Genomic DNA, 17,058 nt, shown 5'->3' with positions numbered 1-17,058 from the left:
TATCTTTTTCTTAACCAACTCAAGACCAGAAATCGATGCATCAAAATCGAACGGTCGAACCAAGATATCTCCATAAAAGGAACTCAGCATTGCCTTATGTGTAAACTTAGCTGCGTCTATTGCCACAATTAATAGATGATCAGCTCCTGTTTCCCGAATAAATTTAGCCCATCGACTTCCGTTTTTCCCTTGAATATGATTGAATGGTGTATATACCATCGTTTTCAACTCCTTGTGGTGAGGTTTAGTAATTGGAAGTTCTGTGATAGGTACTTCCATTTTACATTGAAAACGGTGGTCTTTTTTATGATTTTGATCTATTTACTACACTAGGCACCTTTTTTAGAACCTATTTTTAAGGAGATAAACAATAACCTCACTTATGAATTATGGATAAAGCCTATTGAAACTCATAAAATAGATAGTGAATCAAAAAAAGGAGCTTCTGGAAGGTTAGGTCAAAGATTCTATTGCAAAGCAATATAATCAGCAGTTCGAATGGCTAATGCAACTGTTGTTAATACAGGGTTTGCTGCAGCAATTGATGGCAGGATACTATTATCAGCAACATAGAGTCCCGGGACATTGTGAAGTTGACCAAATGGATTAGTTACTGAAGTAGAGGGATCCTTCCCCATTCTACAAGTACCTGCTTCATGAATATCATCACCAGGAGGTCTTAAGCGAAATTTTGAATTACTTTCAAGTGTTAACAAATCTGCCCCTAATGTGCTAACAACATTTTCAATACCCGAACACATTTGATTTATAACATGCTCGTCTTTCTCTGTATATGAAAAATCTACTTGTATATGTGGTACACCATTTTCATCAATGCGCTTTGTATCTAAGTATATTTTATTTTGATAGCGTGATTCAACTTTACCAAAGCCAACAAAGTTTAACTTTTTTTATTAGATACGTTCAGCTGAATTTGAAATGGATTATTGACAGTTTCGGGAATTAAAATACTTTCAATGAAGCTGCTTTCATGTTTTCCGATAGCTCTTACATAAGAATGATGGGTTAAAAAATGACCTAGAGCATTACCTTGTATTCCAGAATGAAGAAGAATACGAGGGGTTTCGAGTGTGCCCATAGATAGTACGATGTTTTTGGAGTAAAGATAGTATTCTTTATTTCCAGATTTAACCTCAATACCAATTTTTTTGTTCTTTTCTACATTCACTTTAGTTGCACATGCATTTAATGCTAAATCGAAGCTTCGTTGCTTTTTTCCTTCTATTAGAAAATCAATGGAGCTAAACAGCTTTTGTTTTCCTAGTCTATTTTTCTTTGAATCATAACTTATTGCTTTTGGAGTTCTAATCGCTTCTTGAAAACCATGTTGATTTAAAAAATTTAGTATTGATTGGGGGCTGAATTGACTATTAGACGTTGAGAGCGATACATTCATTATTCGTTCAGCAATGAGATAATATGAATTAAGATCTTTAATAGAAATTGGCCATTTTTTTAATTCTGAAAAATGAAACCTGGGAGTAACAGCGCTCCAAAACAAGGTTTTTCCACCTAATGCAAATATTTGGGTTGCACCCGAAAAATTAGGGAGGTTCTTTCCCGATTGCGATGCCATATTTTTATATTTCTCAAATGAAAAATTGTTTGAGTTCCAGTAGTTTGTGGAAAATAACACTTTTCCTTTTTCAATAATACCTATTTTTTTTCTTTCTTCTCTTTTCCAATTTTTACATAACCTCCAAAGTAATGCTCCTCCTCCTGCACCACTACCTACGATAAGCACATCATAATGCTTCTTTTCCATTTCATCTAGAGAAATATCTTCAATAAATTTGGATCTATTCACCATTTCATAATTCTCCTTTGAGCCTTAAATGTTTAATAATTTTTTCAAGATTATTCTATTTCCTTTTTATAAAAGACAATTCAAAAGTAAATAAATCGTATCTCGTATACTGATGACCGAGGGGACAGGCACCTTTTAAAAAAATAAGGATGAAGAAATCTAATGATTATATGTCTTTACTGGACTTTTTTTATTGATCAACCTCATTTTCTTTATATAAACCAACAACCCCCTCAGCCATCTCCCTCACACTTTTCCTAAGCGAAACAGGCCTTAAAATCATAATCTGATCCCCAAACCCAAGTACATACTCTCTCGCCTCTTGTTCAGTATCAAAGCATAGACTTGCTGGAATCCATCCGTTTTCCTTAGGGATATCCATGTGTATCACCTGTACAAATCGCCCAGTAAAATTAATCCGCTGAATAATAGATGGAGAAATCTCCACTTCCACCTCAAATCTAGGCAGGCTGCTAATGAATTTCTGCTTTGATTCCTGCCAATAGTCAGGAAGATTAAAGTCCTTGGGCCTGCTGAAATTCTCGTTAATCAGTTCGGACTTTACTATTCTTGAAACACGATAGCTTTTTATCTTTTCATCAGAAGCAGCTATAAGATACCAGGTGTTCCCTTTAGCTACCAGTCCTAATGGCTCGACGATTCTTTCAATAGTTTGTTTATCAGCCTTTTCGTATTGGATTTGAAGTTTTTTCTCCTCCCATACCGCCTGCTGCAATATTCCAAATGACTTCATCTCCCGTGGTGATTCTCTCCACGTGCTGGTATCTATATGAATCCGGTTGGAGATGTCTTTAACATCTTCTTTTAGGGGAGCAGGAATTGCCGCTAGAAGTTTCTGGCGTGCTTCTTTCCAATCATCGCTGATTCCAAGATCCGCAAGGTGTTGGAAGGAAGGGGAGAGAAGCAGTGTTTCGATTTCATCGGCTTTTAACCCGGTAAGATTCGTTCTGTATTTCTCAAGCAGTCTCCATCCTCCAAATTTTCCGCGTTCAGCCAGGACAGGGATGCCTGCAGCACTTAAGGCTTCCATATCCCGGTGAATGGTCCGTTCTGTTACCTCCAATTCTTTTGCCAATTCTGCAGTGGTCATTTTTTCGAAGTTTTGAAGCAATAATATTATAGAAATGAGTCGGTCCGCCCGCATTCTGTTCACTCCTGGCCAAAAAAAATGTTATTGGTTTTATATATGACATTGGATGTCAACATTATTGATTATAGTATAGATATAACACAAAAGGGGGCAGATAGGAATGATGTCATTAAAAGGGAAAGTAGCATTGGTAGCCGGCGGAACACGGGGAGCTGGCCGCGGCATAGCAATGGAACTGGGAGCTGCCGGTGCGACTGTTTATGTTACAGGTCGTACGACTCGAAATCAGATTTCGGAATATGGGCGTACGGAAACAATTGAAGAAACAGCTGAATGGGTCAATGAACTGGGCGGTGTTGGAATTGCTGTCCAAGTGGATCATCTTGTACCTGATCAGGTGCAATCTTTGATTGAAAGAATAGAGAAAGAACAAGGAAGGCTGGATATCCTCGTCAATGATATATGGGGAAGCGAATATTTGATGGAATGGAATATTCCGGTTTGGGAGCATTCCTTGGAGAAGGGGATGAGAATGCTTCGTTTGGCAATTGATACTCATATTATAACAAGTCATTATGCCCTTCCGCTCCTGATCAAAAACAAAGGGGGATTAGTTGTGGAAATAACAGACGGAACCGAGGAGTACAATCAAACCCGCTACCGTCTGTCTCTATTCTATGATTTGGCCAAAAGCTCGGTTATCCGTATGGCCAAAGCTTTGGCACATGAACTTTCTCCTTATGATTGCACAGCGGTTTCTGTTTCACCTGGCTGGATGCGTTCTGAAATCATGCTTGAGGTGTTTGGGGTAACAGAGGAGAACTGGAAAGATGCTGTCGAAAAGGAACCTCATTTCGTGATCTCTGAAACATCCAGGTATATAGGACGTGGGATTAGTGCCATTGCAAAAGATCCAGATAAAAAACGTTTGAACGGCAGGTCCTTTTCCAGTGGGCAGCTGGCGAAAATGTATCATTTTCATGATCTAGATGGTTCTCAGCCAGATGCTTTCAGATATCTGGTTGAGGTCCAGGAGGCGGGGAAACCGGCCAATGCTGAGGGATATAGATAGCTTTTAATTGGAAAAACTCCTTTGTAGAACTTCTGCAAAAGGAGTTTTTTAATTTGTCTAAGGGAACATGACTTTCTTATCCAAATTTTGGTGAACAATATCACTTTAATCGTTATAATAATACCAAGTATATAAATAATTAGGCATACATAGAGGGGGGGGAATTGTCTTGATCATCCAAGCAAAAAGTAATCCCATTTTACCAGTGACGATAAGAGTAAAAGACATAGAATCCATCGTTAACTGGTTCGAACAGCATCAGCGATCCTTTTATGCACTCGGCTGGTCCTATCTTTGCAATCAAAGCAATATTGAGGAGCTTTTTTATCTGGCCATTTTACAGGTGCACAAGGAGCTGCCAAAGTTTAAAAGCAGCACATCTTTCGAAATGTGGGTTTTATCTATTTTTATATATACCTGCCGTGAGCTTTCTCTTGATAAAAGTTTACAAGCTTCAGAGGAAAGTGATTCCCGTCAGGAGATATTTCATGAACTCCATCAGTTAAAAGAGAAGGAAAGAGAAGTACTAGTTTTAACATACATAAAAGGACTCTCTAAGGATGAAACAGCTCAACTGCTCCAGGTTTCAGCTGCACAGGTTAAGGAGCTTTTATTCTCAGGACTCCAGTCACTCAGAAACGAAATGGGATATGTAGAGCACTATAACGGCTGTAATGAGTACCAAAAGATTTACGTTGATTACCTGGAGAGAAACCTGGACCGGCCCGCTAAAATTGAATTAGAAATGCATATCTATCATTGCCAGGAGTGCCAGGAGGATTTAGCTGCCATACAGGAAGTTATTGTGAACTTTACTGAAGCGATTGAGAAATTCAGCGTACCCGCTGGTTTTACGGAAAATGTCAAAGAACGGATTGCAGAAAGGGAAAGTCTCAATCAGCAAAAGAAGAATAAACGTAAAAGAAATAGGTTTATTGCCGCAAGTATATTCGTTTTAGGCATTTTTGCAGGGGTATTTACAGGTGTCTTTTCAAAACTTTATTACACATGGACAGAGGAAAACCAGGAGCTGCGTGCCTTTCTGCAGGAGGATGTGGGTGAAAGGCTGAACCTGGAAGCAGAAAGCGATGGGGTGAAAATAAAAATTAAGGGCGCGATAGCTGATGATGTTCAGACCCTTATATTTTATGAGATTGAAGATACAAATGAAAATAATCATTTTATGATTAAATTTGATGATGGCGTTTTTATAGAGGACGAAGGGGAAATCATGATGGCAAATACCTATCCAAGGTACCTTCCTCCTGATATTGAATCAGATCTTAATAATAAGGAAAAGAACATTTATCATGGGAAGATGAGTCTTAGGCCGCTGAAAGAGGATACAGGTATAATTAAACTCAAATTAAATAAAGTTATGAAACTAAAACGTGACTCCTCTGATTCCTACGTGAATATGGAGCCGGAGGAAGGGGAGTGGAACTTTGAGATCCCTGTCACAAAACAGCCATCCACTGAGTATGCATTAAATGAAAAAATTGAACTTGAGGGAGTCCCGGTTCGGCTGGATAAACTGATCCTTGCTCCAACAGCGACAATTCTGCAATATGGCATTAATAATGAACAGCCAGCGAAGCGATTAGAGATGATCAATTTTAATGATCTTGAAGTTAACAATAAATTATTGAAAGCTGATCTGTATGGAAATTCTTATGTGCATAATCAACCAGATATAAATTGGAACATTTTTCAGGCGAATTTTGAACCTCTTTTTGAAAAAGAAACAACTGAGTTTAAGGTTCAATTTGGCAGTGTGTATTTATCAATTGAAGATCATAAAACGATTAAGCTTGATGCTTCCAAGGAATTTCCACAGACCTTTGAATATGCAGGCAGTACCATCTCAATTGACAAGGTGGAAATTGGTCAGCCGACCACTGTTATCTTTAGCAATCATGAAATTAAGAATCGAGCGTATGAATCGCTTCATTACTTTATTAAGACTGAGCAAGATGAAAATAATTCAATGGAGGGAGACAATGAAGGAGTCATTGTTGATAAAAATGGGAAAGAATATGATATGAATAAGATTACACCCAAAATATACGAGGAAATGGAACAGCCCCGGCATTTCTTTACTGTTCAAAGCGTGAAGTTACATGGTAATAAAGTAATTCCAAAAAGCTTGGATATTACAGGATATAACACTACTAAATATTTGGATGATGTAGTGGAGATTTCGGTGGAATAGAGTTATTTAGAGTATAAGGTAATAAGTCAGATGACTAACCATGTGAAGCAGGAACCCAAGTGGGTTGCCTGCTTCTTTTTCTTATCTCAAATAAAATGGCAAGTATTTCAAAATACTTGTATATAATGTATATATAGTATATATACATTATATAAAGATAAGAGGGTGTAACTTTAGATCCGAATCAAACAATGATGGCAACTTATTTCGAGATGAGGGATTGGCATGCAAATCATTATTTCTAAGAGTTTAAAGGAGCCGATTTATGAACAAATTACAAATCAAATTAAATCTTATATTTTAGCAGGTGATCTGCAGGAGGGAACAGCATTGCCTTCTATTCGCCAGCTTGCAAAGGATTTACATATTAGTGTGATCACGACGAAACGCGCCTATGAGGAGCTGGAGAAGGCGGGATTTATTTATTCGATTGTCGGAAAGGGTTCTTTTGTCGCAGAGCAAAATTTAGAGGTCATGAGAGAGAAGAAGCTGAAGGTCATTGAGGAGCAGCTGAGTGCAGTCATCACGAAAAGCAGAGAAATTGGTCTGACACTTGATGAGCTGCAGGAATTAATGAAGATTTTATATGAGGAGTGAGAAAAATGGAAAATGTAGTTTTGCTGTATCGGCGAACACTGTGCATCTCTTTTTATTAAAGGTGTTAATATTACTTATTCCAGTCATGTGGAGTGCGTGACACAACTCGTTTAAACGTGTAACCCCAAAATAAACATTTGCTAGTCTGACCCTTATTTCGTAAAAAAACACTTTTGCGATTTGGGGTCTTTTTCCTGTTAAACCCTTGTCAATCAATTGTTCTTCCGATTTCTTTTCAGTCTTTTTTAGCAAAACTTTATATTACTCGACAGTGGAATGGTGTATGGGTGGATTTTAGCAGGAGATATTTTGGTTGTACAGATATTGGGAAGTTAAAATAAACATTACCAATCAGTTTGATAAAAAGTGCTTAAGCATGGTATAAGTGTAAAAGAAGCAGGGACATGCTGCTTTTTAATTTTGGGATAAGAGGTTGCCTGGTATCCCATAATGAGAGGATTTGAATTTAAATATGATAGATAATTTTTGGCGTGATTTACCACGACCTTTTTTTATACTGGCACCAATGGAAGAAGTGACGGATGTTGTTTTTCGCCATGTAGTGAGTGAAGCAGCCAGACCTGATGTTTTTTTTACAGAGTTTACAAACACGGAGAGTTATTGTCACCCAGAGGGGATTCAGAGTGTGCGTGGACGTTTGACTTTTACAGAGGATGAACAGCCAATTGTATCCCATATATGGGGGGATAAGCCTGAATACTTTCGGCAAATGAGTATTGGTATGGCGGAACTAGGCTTTCAGGGTGTGGATATTAATATGGGCTGTCCTGTACCTAATGTGGCACAGAATGGAAAGGGAAGTGGCCTTATCCGTCGTCCAGAAGTTGCAGCAGATTTAATACAAGCAGCAAAAGCAGGAGGATTGCCCGTAAGTGTAAAGACAAGGCTTGGTTACACGGATGTAGACGAATGGCAGGACTGGCTAACACACATATTGGAACAAGACATTGTAAATCTTTCCATTCATCTGCGTACCAGGAAGGAAATGAGCAAAGTAGATGCTCATTGGGAGCTGATTCCGGAGATTAAGAAACTTCGTGACAAGGTGGCACCAGATACACTATTGACGATCAATGGGGATATTCCTGACCGTCAAACTGGCCTGAAGCTCGCCCGCCAATATGGTGTTGACGGGGTTATGATTGGGCGTGGTATTTTTAATAATCCATTTGCCTTTGAAAAGCAGCCGAAAAATCATAGCAGTAAGGAATTGCTTGATCTCTTAAGATTGCATCTCGATCTTCATGATAAATATTCAACATTAGGGCTACGTCCGTTCAAGGCTCTACATCGCTTTTTTAAGATATATGTCAAAGGATTTCGAGGGGCGAGTGAATTAAGAAATCAATTAATGAGCACAGAGTCAACAGATGAAGTTCGTGAATTGCTTGATATATTTGCGTCAAAGAATCTTGATAGACGGGGGGAACAGTAGAAGTGTCCCAATTCAAGCTAAAAGCGAAGGATTGATGCTCTTTTTTACATCAAGTTAAAAAATTGCTTCATAAAGAATATAATCTAGTTGGTTATAATGAATTGGGTATTAATAGTAAGAAAGGAAGTGCAAAACTATGGATTTCGAAACAGTTATGCAGGAGCTTGAAGCCCTTGGCAAGGAACGAACTAAAAAAATATACATATCTAATGGTGCGCACGTGCCGCTTTTTGGTGTGGCTACAGGCGCTATGAAACCAATCGCAAAGAAAATAAAAATAAATCAACGTTTAGCTGAAGAGCTTTATGCCACAGGTAACTATGATGCAATGTACTTTGCAGGCATTATTGCAGACCCAAAAGCCATGACTGAGTCGGATTTTGATCGTTGGATGGATGCAGCGTATTTTTATATGCTGTCCGATTATGTGGTGGCAGTAACTTTATCAGAGTCAGATATTGCACAAGGCGTTGCTGATAAATGGATCGCAAGCGGTGAAGAGCTGAGAATGTCAGCGGGCTGGAGTTGCTACTGCTGGCTTTTAGGGAATCGCCTAGACAATGAATTTTCTGAAAGCAAGATTTCCAATTTGCTTAATACTGTGAAAAATACGATTCATGATTCGCCAGAACGAACGAAATCCGCTATGAATAATTTTCTATACACCGTGGGGATTTCATATTTGCCGCTACATGAAAAGGCAGTCGAGACTTCAAAGGAAGTAGGTATAGTAGAAGTCAAACGGGACAAGAAAAAAAGCAGTTTCCTAAACGCTTACGAAAGTATTCAAAAAGAAATGGATAGAGGGAAGCTTGGTTTCAAACGCAAATATGTAAGATGTTGAAATCAGCTTCGCTTCGTGGTGTTAATCTAAGAAGGATTGACGCTCTTTTTTGTTGAAGTTACTGATCGGGGCAGGTTAGTTCAAAGGGAAAATGTAAAGACTGGGTTAAATTTTGCGCTCATATTCAATACAAGATAACTATAGTTCCTAATAAAAGCTAAACGCACGAATGCTGCTTTGTCGACATTCGTGCGTTCTTATTATGAGGGTTTTTACCTCGAAGGATCCATATCCGACTCCCTTGTGTGATCCCTATTCGTATAATTATACGTTGTATAAAGCACCATCGATCGTGTATGAAGATGAGCTTACATAGGAAGCTTCGTCAGAAAGTAAAAATGCAATTACGTTAGCTACCTCTTGAGGTTCACCGTAGCGTTTCATTGGTACTGCATCGTTATAAGCTGCTTGCGCTGCTTCTGCTGCACCTGGCGCAACGTTTTCTTCAATGTTACGCATCATTTGTGTATTAATTACACCTGGGTTTACTGTGTTTACACGAACGTTAAATGCAGCTGCTTCTAATGCTGCAACTTTATTAATACCCATTACAGCGTGTTTGGAAGAGTTGTATAAAACCATGCTTGGTGAACCGATTAAACCAGCTACTGATGCAGTATTGACGATTGCACCTGATTTTTGTGCTTTCATGATCGGTAATACATATTTTAGACCGAAAAGTACGCCTTTTACGTTAATACCATAAACGAAATCGAAATCTTTTTCTGTCACCTCTTCAAGTGGTTTAGCTGGACCTTCAACGCCTGCATTGTTTACAAAGCCATCAATGCGTCCAAATTTAGAAATTGCTTGATCCACATAATTTTTAACATTTTCTTCTTTAGAAACATCCGCTTTTACCGCTAAGCTATTTTCTTCTGTTAAACCAAGCTCAGCTTGAACGCCTTTGATAGCGTCTTCATTTAAATCAACAAGTACCATTTTCGCTTGTTCGCCGGCTAATTTTCGTACGACTTCTTTCCCGATACCGCCTGCTGCACCAGTAACAATGACTACTTTACCTTCAAATCTTGCCATGTTTGTCTTCCTCCTTTTGTTGATTATAAATTTGAATATATCTCGATTTCGAGATATATGGAACACTTTAAGCATAAAACATGTGTGAAAGGGCTTCAATATGCAATAATAATAAAAATGTATGATAATCAACACAAGTATCGATTGTGTTCGTTAAAAGTGTAAGAAGGAGCTTTAGAATGTCCATTCAACACCCCGACAAACGTGTAAAAAGAACAAAAGAGAAGTTTAGAGAAGTTTTATTATCATTAATGGAGGAGAAAAGCTTACGTGATATTACCATAACGGAGATTGTAAAGGCTGCGGATTTCAATCGCGGTACCTTCTATGCGCATTATGAAAAAAAGGAAGATTTACTGGATGAAATCATTGAAGAGATGTTTGAAAAAATGACGGAAGCTTTTCGGAAACCATATCTCCATTTATCTGTCGTAGATTTCAATGAAATACCGTCAAATTCTATTATCTTATTCGATCATTTTTCAGAAAATAAAAAATTCTATCAGCTTATGTTACGTCCAACAACAAACTATCATTTTCATGAGAAAATGACAAGAAGATTGGACAAGTTATTCAGAGAAGAATTCGAATTTTTGACCACTGAAATAGACCCTGCTATTGATATCGAACTTTTTATCACCTATCGTATACATGGTATTATTGGATTGATTCTTGAATGGGCTGAAAATGATTTTGCACAATCCTCTTCGTATATGGGAGATCAACTCATTCATATATTGACATTTTATACACCGAAAATATATATCAAAAAGAACAAAGAATGAAGAAGGGTGCCTGACCATGCTGCGTTAATACGTAAATACCTGTGGGGCAGGTACCTTTTCTTAAATGATATGTGGCTGATTAAAAAGAGTAATAGATTAACGTTATACTATTATATGAAATGAAACCAAAAAGGGTACCTTCCTCCTAACTTCAAAACCGCTTGTGACCTGCGTGCCAGGTCAGCAGGGTTCGATTCCCAGGCGTTCATGCCAAAAGTGTTGATATATCAGGCTTTTTTGATGATTTGTATATAAATGAAACGGCTTTATTTTCCCTAGAGACCCTGTGACCTCCTTTGCTTATGTCGGGCTAACTCCGCCATTCAAAGGAGGTTTTTTATGACAGAACAAAGCAAAAGAAAGGGAGAAAAACAGAAAAACAGTAAATTTACGGTCGTTCCAGGAAGAAACACATGAACCATTTAGAGGTAAAGGGATGGCGGAATTGTTCCACACCTTTTTATGCGGCAAGCACCCTATAGTTGAATAAGTGTACAAACAATACTATCCGATAGTTAGTTGAATAAAACGAATTTTGAATGACGATTTCTTATTGAAATCGTCTAATTTGATATTACTTAACGAACGGTATCAAAACTTACCATTGTAGACGTAATTATTTACATAAATTTAGTGACAAAATGCCAGGGAACAGGACAAGACTCTTTTCGTTGAGGCAGAATTCCCCAAGTTTGGGCTGATAGGCAAGTTGCCAAAACCAGCTTCTGACAATAAGTTATTTGTATAGGCTGAAGGGGTGAGAAAATGGGTAGACGAATAAAACATACTTCCCGTGACGTGGATTCGTTAGCGAGGCTCATGCTGTCGGAAGCGATCGGTGAAGGAGCCCAAGGGATGAGTATGGTAGGAACGGTTGTGGCCAATCGGGTTGAGGCAGACTGTGCTCCAGACTTCAAAAATTTGCGCAATATCAGGCATGCGATTTATCAAACCATCCCTGGAACTGGAATCCCTCATTTCGAGCCCGTCTTAAATGGAGCTTTGTATACACAGCGTCCCGACGAAGCTGACCTCCAGAGGGCCAGGGATTTGCTGCAAGGTTACAGGGAACCACGGGCCAGAATGAACTTGTGGTTTTTTAACCCCAGTCCGGGGAAACAATTTCGAGCTCCTTGTACCGCCACGATGCCAAGATCCCCCATGACTCAGTTCGATTTTGCGCACAAAAATCATTGCTTCTATGTCGGTGTACCGGGCTACTGCCCAGAGTTTTATCGCTAAATAAAAAAAGGAGCTGATCTATACATGACATATGGAGACTCCAGTTATTATCCAACGAATTATTTTCCTGGTTATTATCCGGCTTCCATGATGCAGGGTAGGACCGCAAAACAACCAGGAGGCTTCCCTATGAATATGCCTTCTGGACCGTCATATTCCGTCCCAGTAGTTCCGATGGGGACTGGGCAGCAATTACCGACTGGCGTGGTGGAAGAATCATTTATCGAAAATATCCTGCGCTTCAACAAAGGGAAGGTTGGTACCTTCTATTTCACTTACCAAGGGAACAGCAGATGGAATGCAATGGTTTATCAGGGGCGCGTCGAAACGGCTGGCCGTGACCACATCATCATCAGCGACCCGTCCAGCGGGAAACGCTACCTGCTTCTGATGGCAAATCTCGACTGGGTAGAATTCGGGGAACGAATCAACTATCCTCACACGGAAATTAGTCCGGTTGTCGAGGCGTCCCTGGAGACATCGGAGTGATTTGAGAAACGCTAAAAACCCGCTTATTTCCTTTCGGGAACTGTGCGGGTTTTTAGTTCTAATCCAAATGTGTCCAAATTTTAAATTCTTCGAAAATTTAAAGTGTATGACTAGTTTTTCCTGTAGATGAAGCACATATGTATTTTTTAACTATGAACTCAAAATCATGTAAACTTACCGTCCCAGGTTATCATTATTGGAAACTAGTTAAAGATAGAAGAATGTGATCTTAGAATTTATAAATAGATTGCAGTAAATAGCTGCTGCTTTTTAATAATTAATGGCGCTTTCTCATAAAAGATTATCGTCCTATTTTCCTGAGTAAAAAAGATATCTTTTTTCATATTTTGTGTTAGTTTTATTAGTTGTAGATAGGGAGGGAACTATATATTTTTGAATTTAGCTATGCGTATAATACTAATTACCTGAACTTCAATAAAAAAGCTCCGACCAATTAGCATGGTCGATAATAAATATGTAAAAGGGGGTCAAAATGAAAATAGTGTGAAAAACAAAATAACCTGTGAGGAGATCTTTCAAACTCCTTGACAATGTAGATAAATTTAATTATCCTTTTAAAAAACCTAATGAACTACTCAAATTCGTATAACTCCAATAATATGGTTTGGAGGTCTCTACCAGGAACCAATAATTCCTGATTACGAAGAAGATACAAGCATTTATTTGTATTTTCTTCGTAATCAGGAATTTTTTTTTTGAAAATATTGAGGAGGTCCAACGATGAATTTTTCTATAATGCCTAAAATTGAACTTCACTGCCATTTGGATGGGAGTGTTAGACCTGAGACCATCATTGATATCGCGAAGAGAGAAAGCATAAGTATACCTTCCTTTGATAAAGAAGAGATCAAAGAAAAACTAATTGCCCCATTGGATTGCGAATCCTTAGATGAATATTTAAAAAGATTCTCCATCCCTAATTTAGTGATGCAGTCAAAGGAAAATTTAAAAAGAATTACTTTTGAGCTTTTTGAAGATGCAGCAAAGGAAAATGTGAAATATATGGAGGTTCGATTCGCCCCATTACTTCATACGCGAATGGGGTTATCTGTAGAGAAAATCATTCAAAGTGTGATAGAGGGAATGAAAGAGGCAGAAGAACAATTTGATATTAAAGGAAATATCATTTTGTCATGTATGAGAACGATGTCGGTGGAAAATGCTTTTGAGGTCGTCAAAAAGGGTAAGATATTCCTTGGAAAAGGGGTTGTCGCGATCGATTTGTGTGCTTCCGAAGAGGAAGGATTTTGCGGGAAGTTCATTGAACCAATCGCATTGGCTAGAGAATATGGCTACAGAGTCACAATCCACGCCGGGGAAACGGGAATTGGAAAAAATGTGCTTGAGGCCGTTGAATGGTTAGGGGCTGAAAGGATTGGACATGGTGTATTTATTAAGGACTGTGTTGAGGCTTATAACATTGTTAAGGAACAACAGGTAGTGCTTGAGATGTGTCCAACAAGTAATGTTCAAACCAAAGCAGTAAACCAATTTAGTGAGCATCCAATTTATGACTTTCATAGGGATGGAATAAAAGTAACCGTTAATACGGACAACAGAACGGTATCAAATACAACGATGGCAAAGGAATGTGATTTAGTCTGTAATGAATTTGCTATGAGTGATGAAGATTATAAACAAATTTACATGATTAGTGTGGAAGCCGCTTTTGCAGATGAAAATACAAAGGAAAGGCTGAGGAAATATCTGCTGGACATTCAGAATTAAAAGTGCCTAATAAAAGAGAAAACAACTTGAAGAAAGGGCCTGAACCTTGCTGTGTCCCTACGTTAAGGAGCGATGGGACAGGCACTTTTTTCAAAGCAAAATGATTTATTATTTCGATACAAACAATTTTAGCTCTTCCGTTTCATTAAGAATTTGTTCCTTCATATTTCATTTTGATTTTTTCAAGCAGCCTGGAAGAGGCATAATTGTCTAAGGTGGTTATGGCGAGGATCCGCTTCAGACCCAGTTGTTCATGTCCATATCTCAGCGTAGCAGATGCTGCCTCAAAGCCATAACCTTGTGTCTGATATCTAGATAAAAACGCAAAGCCAATATCGACATCTTCTAAAGAATCTCTTTTTAATAAACCACACATCCCAATGGGTGTGCATCCTTCCTTTCGTTCAACAAGAAAAAGCCCAAAGCCCAACTGTGAATACATTTTCATGGGGCCGGTTAAAATATAGTTCTTAGCATCTTCCAGGGTCCGAACACCTTTGTCTCCAATATAACGGATCCAACCAGGTTCATTTAGAAGTTCGAGTATAAATGCTGCATCATCTGTTGTTAACCTGCGAAGAATTAATCGATCTGTCTCAAGTACTTTCAATTATATAGGCACCTCATTCAGTTATAGATTAGAACTCTCTCTAGAATAATATATAGATTAAACAACTTAAATAGCATGTTATAACAAAAAGTATAACTTAGGTTAATATAACAGCAATTGGAATACCTTTTTCATGATTGGTAATTCTCCCACCTATTCACTAATGAGATACCCTTGTAAACCTGTTAGCCTTATTAAAGGCCTGTTTTTATCCTAAAAAAGACAAACAGGAGGTTTACAAATGAAAAACTTATTTACATTTGTTGTTACCATTTCACTCATTATGGGTTCATATAATTTTTTTCCTGCGAATCATTTTGATGCTGAGTCAGTTGATCAAAAAGCTGCAGAAACCTTGACATATAAAAAAGTTGAGGTCAACACGAAAGAGGCTTCATCCACAGATCATCGTTTTATTAAAGCGGAAGAGAAAAAGCTGCTTGCGCGTCTTGTACAGGCTGAAGCAGAAGGAGAACCGTTTGAGGGTAAGGTTGCCGTGGCCGATGTTGTATTAAATCGTGTCGAACATGAACAATTTCCAGATACAGTTAAGGGTGTAATTTATCAAAAGAATGCTTTTGAACCAGTTCAAAATGGCTCCATTAATGAACCTGCTAGTAATGAAGCAGTTCAGGCCGTTGAGACAGCTCTCGTTGATAAAGAGAAAAACGTTGAGCTACTTTATTTTTATAATCCTGAAACTGCGACAAGTCAGTGGATCTTTTCCCGTGAAGTCGTGAAAAAAATCGGTAATCATGCATTTGCTATTTAAAAAGCGCGTACAGTATAAAAGCTGCGCGCTTTTTTTGCTAGGAAAGAAAAGGACATATAGCCGACTCAGTCACAAAGGAATTAGTGGCCGATAAGATAAAGTTAAGTAAGAACAAATACAATAAAAAGAGCTAGAATCAATTACCTGACCCACTAGCCTTGCATCACTTTTAAAAATAACCCATATTTGTAATAAAAAGTATTTACAAGCAATGAAAGTATAGGTCGAGAAATGCTAAATTGTCAATGCTTATCTCTTCTTCCGACAGAGGACCACGATTGTCCTTTAAAGATTATGGATACCATCTTTCTACGATATCTTTATTAAAGATCTTTGTCGCTGCCCAGGTAGACCGGTGGAGCTCATACGCTCACATAGAAAAAAATTATATGCTTACGGAAAGCAATTGGTATTAGGAAAATTAGCGGTTCTCAACTTAGTCGCCGATTCAACGATTTGCCAACAGAAGTTGTAGAAAGGCTATTCATTAAAGTAACTCAAAATATAAAGCAATTTACCAGTTCAAGTAAAGGGCTTCCCAATGGAATTGGCCGATTAAGTGTCGTTGATTCTACTGAAATGAGATTGCCTGAACAATTATGTGACTGGGCATTTATTTCAAAGGGCAAGATGCCGTTAAAATGCATACTAGGATGTCCGTTGTTATACCAGATGTCTCGTTTCCAAATAAAATTATTCCTTCAACTGGAACTGAGTGATTACGAAAGTTCCGATATTCTAAATGAAGAGGAAGATACTATTTATGTGATGGACCGGGGTTTTCATCAATAAAGGACCTAATGGATTGGCAGGAAAAAAGAATTTCACTTGTTGTTCGTATATCGAAAGCTATGCAATTATACACATTGGAAGAATATGGGTCAACTCGTCTATCCATTTAAAACAGATGCTAAAGTTCTATACGGTATATCCAATATTCCGCAAAGGTATATTGAGTTTGTAAATGATAAAGATAAAACCTACCGATTTTTATCTAACTAGATTTGATCTATCTGATCAATAAGTTATGGAGATATACCGTAACCGTTGGATAATTGAATTATTCTTCAGGTGGATTAAGCAGCATCTGAAATTAACTAAAATCAGGAGTACGAAACCACATGGGATTTGGAATCAAATGTTCCTGGCATTAATAGCTTATTGACTGTCACTCATTGTAAAGTTGCAAACCAAGCCAGACAAGACTCTTTGGAAATTCTTTCGTCTTTTACAAACATATCATTTTTAATCCG

16 protein-coding genes, 2 pseudogenes and 1 riboswitch are annotated in these 17,058 nt (G+C 38.1%); of the genes and pseudogenes, 12 read left to right on the top strand and 6 right to left on the bottom strand.

Annotated features, from left to right (window positions below; translation table 11 throughout):
• From IQ19_RS18935 to IQ19_RS18920, 4 genes and pseudogenes are all read right to left on the bottom strand, one after another.
• Positions 1-219: pseudogene (locus IQ19_RS18935) on the bottom strand (IS110 family transposase); the annotation flags it as partial.
• Between the two features lie 248 nt (positions 220-467).
• Positions 468-857, bottom strand: coding sequence for a GMC family oxidoreductase (locus IQ19_RS18930; RefSeq protein ID WP_144544097.1), 390 nt, complete (start codon positions 855-857; stop codon positions 468-470).
• Positions 858-901: 44 nt separating this feature from the next.
• Positions 902-1,831 carry a GMC family oxidoreductase N-terminal domain-containing protein gene (locus IQ19_RS18925; RefSeq protein ID WP_144544096.1) on the bottom strand — a complete coding sequence of 310 codons (930 nt, stop codon included), beginning with the start codon at positions 1,829-1,831 and terminating at the stop codon, positions 902-904.
• Positions 1,832-2,018: 187 nt separating this feature from the next.
• Positions 2,019-2,993, bottom strand: a complete 975-nt coding sequence (locus IQ19_RS18920) for a helix-turn-helix transcriptional regulator (protein ID WP_144544095.1) — start codon at positions 2,991-2,993, stop codon at positions 2,019-2,021.
• 106 nt (positions 2,994-3,099) lie between these two features.
• On the opposite strand from IQ19_RS18920, the gene IQ19_RS18915 reads away from it, so the two are divergent.
• The 5 genes from IQ19_RS18915 to IQ19_RS18895 all read left to right on the top strand — a co-directional run bounded on the left by IQ19_RS18915 (position 3,100) and on the right by IQ19_RS18895 (position 9,120).
• On the top strand, positions 3,100-4,011 hold the full coding sequence (locus IQ19_RS18915; protein ID WP_144544094.1) for an SDR family oxidoreductase: 912 nt from the start codon (positions 3,100-3,102) through the stop codon (positions 4,009-4,011).
• A 169-nt stretch (positions 4,012-4,180) separates the two neighbouring features.
• On the top strand, positions 4,181-6,223 hold the full coding sequence (locus IQ19_RS18910; protein WP_144544093.1) for a DUF4179 domain-containing protein: 2,043 nt from the start codon (positions 4,181-4,183) through the stop codon (positions 6,221-6,223).
• Positions 6,224-6,448: 225 nt separating this feature from the next.
• Entirely contained in the window at positions 6,449-6,820 is a 372-nt protein-coding gene (locus IQ19_RS18905; protein ID WP_144544092.1) for a GntR family transcriptional regulator, read from the top strand.
• 472 nt (positions 6,821-7,292) lie between these two features.
• On the top strand, positions 7,293-8,276 hold the full coding sequence (locus IQ19_RS18900; RefSeq protein WP_144544091.1) for a tRNA dihydrouridine synthase: 984 nt from the start codon (positions 7,293-7,295) through the stop codon (positions 8,274-8,276).
• A gap of 136 nt (positions 8,277-8,412) precedes the next feature.
• The gene (locus tag IQ19_RS18895) at positions 8,413-9,120 is read left to right on the top strand and encodes a DNA alkylation repair protein (RefSeq protein WP_144544090.1); all 708 of its coding nucleotides are present in this window, start codon (positions 8,413-8,415) and stop codon (positions 9,118-9,120) included.
• A 264-nt stretch (positions 9,121-9,384) separates the two neighbouring features.
• Here IQ19_RS18895 and IQ19_RS18890 read toward each other — a convergent pair whose 3' ends face one another.
• Positions 9,385-10,158 (bottom strand): SDR family NAD(P)-dependent oxidoreductase, encoded by a 774-nt coding sequence (locus tag IQ19_RS18890; RefSeq protein ID WP_144544089.1) that lies wholly within the window; start codon positions 10,156-10,158, stop codon positions 9,385-9,387.
• Between the two features lie 179 nt (positions 10,159-10,337).
• On the opposite strand from IQ19_RS18890, the gene IQ19_RS18885 reads away from it, so the two are divergent.
• The 4 genes from IQ19_RS18885 (at position 10,338) to add (ending at position 14,423) form a co-directional block, all read left to right on the top strand.
• Positions 10,338-10,943 (top strand): TetR/AcrR family transcriptional regulator, encoded by a 606-nt coding sequence (locus IQ19_RS18885; RefSeq protein ID WP_144544088.1) that lies wholly within the window; start codon positions 10,338-10,340, stop codon positions 10,941-10,943.
• Positions 10,944-11,708: 765 nt separating this feature from the next.
• Positions 11,709-12,185, top strand: a complete 477-nt coding sequence (locus tag IQ19_RS18880; protein WP_144544087.1) for a cell wall hydrolase — start codon at positions 11,709-11,711, stop codon at positions 12,183-12,185.
• Between the two features lie 129 nt (positions 12,186-12,314).
• Positions 12,315-12,674 (top strand): spore coat protein GerQ, encoded by a 360-nt coding sequence (gene gerQ / locus IQ19_RS18875; RefSeq protein ID WP_415802521.1) that lies wholly within the window; start codon positions 12,315-12,317, stop codon positions 12,672-12,674.
• Positions 12,675-13,256: 582 nt separating this feature from the next.
• Positions 13,257-13,356, top strand: a riboswitch (purine riboswitch).
• 59 nt (positions 13,357-13,415) lie between these two features.
• Entirely contained in the window at positions 13,416-14,423 is a 1,008-nt protein-coding gene (add, locus tag IQ19_RS18870) for an adenosine deaminase (protein ID WP_144544085.1), read from the top strand.
• A gap of 108 nt (positions 14,424-14,531) precedes the next feature.
• Here add and IQ19_RS18865 read toward each other — a convergent pair.
• Positions 14,532-15,033 (bottom strand): annotated as a pseudogene (locus IQ19_RS18865) (GNAT family N-acetyltransferase).
• A gap of 241 nt (positions 15,034-15,274) precedes the next feature.
• On the opposite strand from IQ19_RS18865, the gene IQ19_RS18860 reads away from it, so the two are divergent.
• From IQ19_RS18860 to IQ19_RS29310, 3 genes are all read left to right on the top strand, one after another.
• Positions 15,275-15,805: a cell wall hydrolase gene (locus tag IQ19_RS18860; RefSeq protein WP_144544082.1), complete on the top strand. Its 531-nt coding sequence runs from the start codon at positions 15,275-15,277 to the stop codon at positions 15,803-15,805.
• Positions 15,806-16,261: 456 nt separating this feature from the next.
• Positions 16,262-16,597: a hypothetical protein gene (locus tag IQ19_RS18855; protein ID WP_144544080.1), complete on the top strand. Its 336-nt coding sequence runs from the start codon at positions 16,262-16,264 to the stop codon at positions 16,595-16,597.
• Positions 16,598-16,832: 235 nt separating this feature from the next.
• A complete protein-coding gene (locus tag IQ19_RS29310) occupies positions 16,833-16,970 on the top strand; it encodes a transposase (RefSeq protein WP_144544078.1) in 138 nt (45 codons plus the stop codon).
• Positions 16,971-17,058 lie beyond the last annotated feature (88 nt).

The organism is Cytobacillus oceanisediminis (assembly GCF_007830235.1).
Taxonomy (GTDB): Bacteria; Bacillota; Bacilli; order Bacillales; family Cytobacillaceae; genus Cytobacillus; species Cytobacillus oceanisediminis.
This window is presented reverse-complemented; position numbering and strand designations above follow the sequence as displayed.

Bases quoted from the DNA above. Each gene is read 5' to 3' on its own strand.
- IQ19_RS18895 (WP_144544090.1), top strand. From the start codon at position 8,413: ATGGATTTCGAAACAGTTATGCAGGAGCTTGAAGCCCTTGGCAAGGAA.
- IQ19_RS18920 (WP_144544095.1), bottom strand. From the start codon at position 2,993: ATGCGGGCGGACCGACTCATTTCTATAATATTATTGCTTCAAAACTTC.
- IQ19_RS18925 (WP_144544096.1), bottom strand. From the start codon at position 1,831: ATGGTGAATAGATCCAAATTTATTGAAGATATTTCTCTAGATGAAATG.
- IQ19_RS18905 (WP_144544092.1), top strand. From the start codon at position 6,449: ATGCAAATCATTATTTCTAAGAGTTTAAAGGAGCCGATTTATGAACAA.
- IQ19_RS18885 (WP_144544088.1), top strand. From the start codon at position 10,338: ATGTCCATTCAACACCCCGACAAACGTGTAAAAAGAACAAAAGAGAAG.
- IQ19_RS18915 (WP_144544094.1), top strand. From the start codon at position 3,100: ATGATGTCATTAAAAGGGAAAGTAGCATTGGTAGCCGGCGGAACACGG.
- IQ19_RS18860 (WP_144544082.1), top strand. From the start codon at position 15,275: ATGAAAAACTTATTTACATTTGTTGTTACCATTTCACTCATTATGGGT.
- IQ19_RS18890 (WP_144544089.1), bottom strand. From the start codon at position 10,158: ATGGCAAGATTTGAAGGTAAAGTAGTCATTGTTACTGGTGCAGCAGGC.
- IQ19_RS18900 (WP_144544091.1), top strand. From the start codon at position 7,293: ATGATAGATAATTTTTGGCGTGATTTACCACGACCTTTTTTTATACTG.
- IQ19_RS18880 (WP_144544087.1), top strand. From the start codon at position 11,709: ATGGGTAGACGAATAAAACATACTTCCCGTGACGTGGATTCGTTAGCG.
- IQ19_RS29310 (WP_144544078.1), top strand. From the start codon at position 16,833: ATGGAGATATACCGTAACCGTTGGATAATTGAATTATTCTTCAGGTGG.
- add (WP_144544085.1), top strand. From the start codon at position 13,416: ATGAATTTTTCTATAATGCCTAAAATTGAACTTCACTGCCATTTGGAT.
- gerQ (WP_415802521.1), top strand. From the start codon at position 12,315: ATGAATATGCCTTCTGGACCGTCATATTCCGTCCCAGTAGTTCCGATG.